4 protein-coding genes and 1 pseudogene are annotated in these 3,591 nt (G+C 66.7%); 4 read left to right on the top strand and 1 reads right to left on the bottom strand.

The annotated features are described in order from the left end of the window. Both ABNS06_RS03955 and ABNS06_RS03960 read left to right on the top strand, forming a co-directional pair. Positions 1-416: pseudogene (locus ABNS06_RS03955) on the top strand (hypothetical protein); the annotation flags it as partial. Positions 417-539: 123 nt separating this feature from the next. After that, the gene (locus tag ABNS06_RS03960; RefSeq protein WP_348672698.1) at positions 540-1,082 is read left to right on the top strand and encodes a hypothetical protein; all 543 of its coding nucleotides are present in this window, start codon (positions 540-542) and stop codon (positions 1,080-1,082) included. 24 nt (positions 1,083-1,106) lie between these two features. Here ABNS06_RS03960 and ABNS06_RS03965 read toward each other — a convergent pair whose 3' ends face one another. After that, entirely contained in the window at positions 1,107-1,343 is a 237-nt protein-coding gene (locus ABNS06_RS03965) for a hypothetical protein (protein WP_348672699.1), read from the bottom strand. 143 nt (positions 1,344-1,486) lie between these two features. Here ABNS06_RS03965 and ABNS06_RS03970 point away from each other — a divergent pair, with 143 nt between their 5' ends. Further along, a complete protein-coding gene (locus ABNS06_RS03970; protein WP_348672701.1) occupies positions 1,487-1,822 on the top strand; it encodes a DUF2834 domain-containing protein in 336 nt (111 codons plus the stop codon). A gap of 37 nt (positions 1,823-1,859) precedes the next feature. Next, positions 1,860-3,591: hypothetical protein (locus ABNS06_RS03975; protein WP_348672702.1), on the top strand; the 1,732-nt coding region annotated here is incomplete at its 3' end.

The following is a 3,591-nucleotide window of genomic DNA, read 5'->3' on the forward strand; positions in this document are numbered from 1 at the left end:
CGACCCGCGACATGGAGGCGAGCAGCAAGGCGAAGTCGCAAGCGGATCAGCTGGTGACGCAGGTCGAGTCCATCGACGCCAAGCTTTCCAGTGGCATTCATCGGGTTTCCGACTGCCGCGAACAGATCGAGGTCGCGGTGCAGAAGGCCGTGCGATCCCTGCAGTTCGAGGACATCACCACGCAGGCGCTGGGGTCGGTCAGTGATCATCTGGACCGGCTGGAGCACATCAGCCGCGAAGCCCTGGTGCTCACCGGCCTGCTGCCGAAGAATGCCGCCAGTGCCACCGAGGATCGGGTGCTGGAATTGCGCAAGTTCAACCAGCGCATCCAGCCGGCGCGCGAGGAATGGAAGAAGTCGCCGCATCACCCGGTCAGCCAGGAGTCGATGGACGAAGGGAGCATCGAACTGTTCTGAACCGTTTCGGCGGGCTGTGGACGGCGCGACTCCTCTCGCGCCGTCTTTCGTTACGGCGCGCCGCCGCGCTCCAACCCCGACGTGGCATAGTGCCGAACCCTGAACCAGGTGGAGGATCCCAGCTTGCCCGGCACCATCGAACAAGCACTGGAGCGTCTGCTGCGTGATCGTCAGGCCGTCGCGTCCACACTGCATGACGACATCAGCCAGGCGCTGACCGTTGCCATCCTCTCGCTGAAGCGTATGGACGAAGCGCCGCCGATGCGCATGGCGCTGGCGGCCCTGGACGAGGCGGCGGATCAGGTGCGCGACGTCACCGTGGCACTGCGGCCCAGCCTGCTCGATCAGGCGGGGTTGCTCTCGGCGCTGCGGCTTTACAGCGAATCGGAACGCGGCCAGCCGCTGACCACCTCCGGCGAACTGGATACATCAACCTGGAGCGATGTCCGGCGCGGCCGCTGGTACTGGGCCTGTCAGCAGATTCTGTTGATCGGCGACGGCATCGATCGCGTCGAGGTGACCGAGGGTGGGGCCAAACCGACGCTGGTGTTCAGCCCCTGGGCCGCGTCGATCGACGCCGTGTCGTGGCTGGCCGAACTGGGGCTGGCCTGCCGGGTCGACGGCGAGGCGCTTCAGGTCAGCGATGTCGTGGAGACGGGCGCATGAGCGACAGGTGGCCTGATGCCCGGACTATCGGGAGGACGAGCCCGAGGCCTGAGACTCGCGATTGAGCCTCCCGAGTTCCAACGCGGTCGGCACGATGATCAGCAGTTCCCAGATCAGCAGCACGCCGGCAACGCCCAGCATGCTGAGCGCGGCGTCGCGGCCGGCCATCCACGCCATCGGGACCGAGTTGCCGAACAGGGCGTTGAGCCCCAGCGCGAACAGCACGCAGCCGGGCATGCCGATGATGCCGGCCTTGATCATTCTTTTCTGAAGCTGAGCCCTGCGGGTGGCCGTGTCGACTGGTCGCATGATGCTGTGGGGAACGGGTTTTCGGGAGCATACCCGCCGGGCTGGCGAAGACGGTAGAGTCGGTGTTTCGGATGTGGATCGGGAGAGGGGCAGGGATGCCTGAAGGATTGTTTCGTGGGTTGGTTCTGGGCGTGGCCGTCGTGTTCGCGCTGATCTTCCTGACGGTCGTGGTGCCGCCGCTGCTGGATGCTCCCGATCTTGTGACCGCGGCCATGGCGGGCTTCGTCAATCCTTACGCGGCCGGCTACGCGACCGACGCGATTCTCTGCTGGGTCATTCTCGCGATCTGGGTGATCTTCGAGGCCCGGGCGCGCGGTGTTCGCCATGGCTGGGTCTGCCTGCTGCTGGGCATCGTTCCCGGCGTTGCCACCGGCTTCGGCCTTTACCTGTTTTTGCGGACTCGCCAGCTGAGTGCGGAGGGCCGAGCATGAGGTTTGCTGCGCGTCTGGCGATTCAGGAGGACATCCGTTGAGTTTGCGATCGAAAATGCTGGTGCTGGCGTCGTTGCCCGTCGTGCTTGCCGCCGCGGGCATCGTGTTGGCGCTGCGACCAGTGCAGGGTGTTCAGGAGCAAGCGAACCGGATCTACCTGTACCGGGACGGTATCTTGCATGTGCATGCGGTGGGCCAGGTCCTGGCGCTCCAGCGTGATGCGCTGCTGCTTGCCGGCGCGTCCGGGCCTGCGCAGGCTGCGTCGCTGGATGCTCAGTTGCGGCAGCGCATGGATGCGTTCTCGGGCTGGCTGGAAAGCGGTGAGGACCTGGGTGCCATGCGGGTCGAGTTCGAGACCTATCGCCATGTCGCTCAGGCGCTGATGCAGACGACGGGTCAGGGCGGTGAGCTTCAGACCATCATCGAGCGCTTCAGTCCGGCGATACACCAGACCGGGCAGTTGATGGATCGCGCGGCGATCCTGATCGAGGATCCCCAGGCCTCCGCGCAGATGCGGGCGTATGCCGTGCTGTTCCGGTTGCGTGTCAGCGCGAGCCTGGCGGCGGCGTTGCTGGAGCACGCCGACGCGACCAAGGCCGTGACGCCGCAAATGTCGATCGCGCTGAGCGCCGCGGCCAATTCCGTGGCCGAGCGCGGCGCGCTTTATCACGACCTGATGCGTGATGCTCCGGCGAACGAGCAGATACAGCCCACCCTGGATGAGGTGACCGATCTCGGCTGGCAGCGGATGATCGACGATGCGCTGGCGCAGCAGCAGGTGCGATCGCTGACCACGGAGTTGCTGGCCACGCTGGGCTACGGCGGTTTCATTCACGCGTTCAAGAACTACGTGCTGCGCGGCGATGACGCCTATCGGGCCGTGGTCGAGGAGCGCGTGCAGCATGCCTTCGATGCCCTGGAACTGATGGAGCGGCAAACGCTGGAGGCCGGGCTGGACCCCGCGCTGGTCGCGACGCTGCGATCGACCGTGGAGCGTTACCGCGACCAGTTGAACGCGGTGACCGAAGCGCATCGCCGAGGGGTTCCGCCGGCTCGGATCGACGAGCAGGTGCGGGTGGACGACGGCCCCGCGCTGGCCGCCATCGCGGCCCTGTCCCGCTGGGATGCTCCGGTCACGGCCGTCACCCGCGAGCGGATTCGCGAACGAATGATTCGCGGCCTGAATGCCGTGGCACTGGCGCTGGAGGAGGCGGCCTCGCGGCGCGCAAAGGGGCTTTATCACAGCGCCGATGTCGGGTTGCGTATCACGCTGATCATCGGGGCGCTGGTGCTGCTGGTCGTCGCGGCGCTCGGGTATTCCACATTCCAGCGGTTGCGGCGTGGCCTGAAGGATTTCACCGCGGACCTGGAATTCATCACCACCACCGGCACGGTCGAACTGCGTGACGACGACCGCGCCGAGAAGACCGACGAGATCGGGCAGCTCGAGCAGATGGTGCGCCGCTACAACCGGCGCATCGCGGAACTGGCGGGTTCCGCGCGGCGGCTGGCCGACGGCGACACGTCCGAATTGCCGGACCCGCTCGGGGACCAGGACGTACTGGCGCATTCGCTGGTGACGCTGGGTGAGTCCGCCCGGGCGATGGAGCGCCAGGCGCAGCGGATTGCGGCCGGCGACTACCAGGCCGAGATCATCGTGCGCGGTGATCGCGACAGCCTGTCGCAGGCGCTCAACGCCATGGCGACCGCGCTGGTCGAATACCGCGCGACGGTGGACGCGGCCGCGTGGCGGGCGGACGGTCAGCTCG

The organism is uncultured Abyssibacter sp., assembly GCF_964000955.1.
Lineage (GTDB): Bacteria > Pseudomonadota > Gammaproteobacteria > Nevskiales > OUC007 > Abyssibacter.

Excerpts from the sequence above, each read along its gene's own strand:
- ABNS06_RS03965 (WP_348672699.1), bottom strand. The coding sequence starts at position 1,343 with ATGATCAAGGCCGGCATCATCGGCATGCCCGGCTGCGTGCTGTTCGCG.
- ABNS06_RS03970 (WP_348672701.1), top strand. The coding sequence starts at position 1,487 with ATGCCTGAAGGATTGTTTCGTGGGTTGGTTCTGGGCGTGGCCGTCGTG.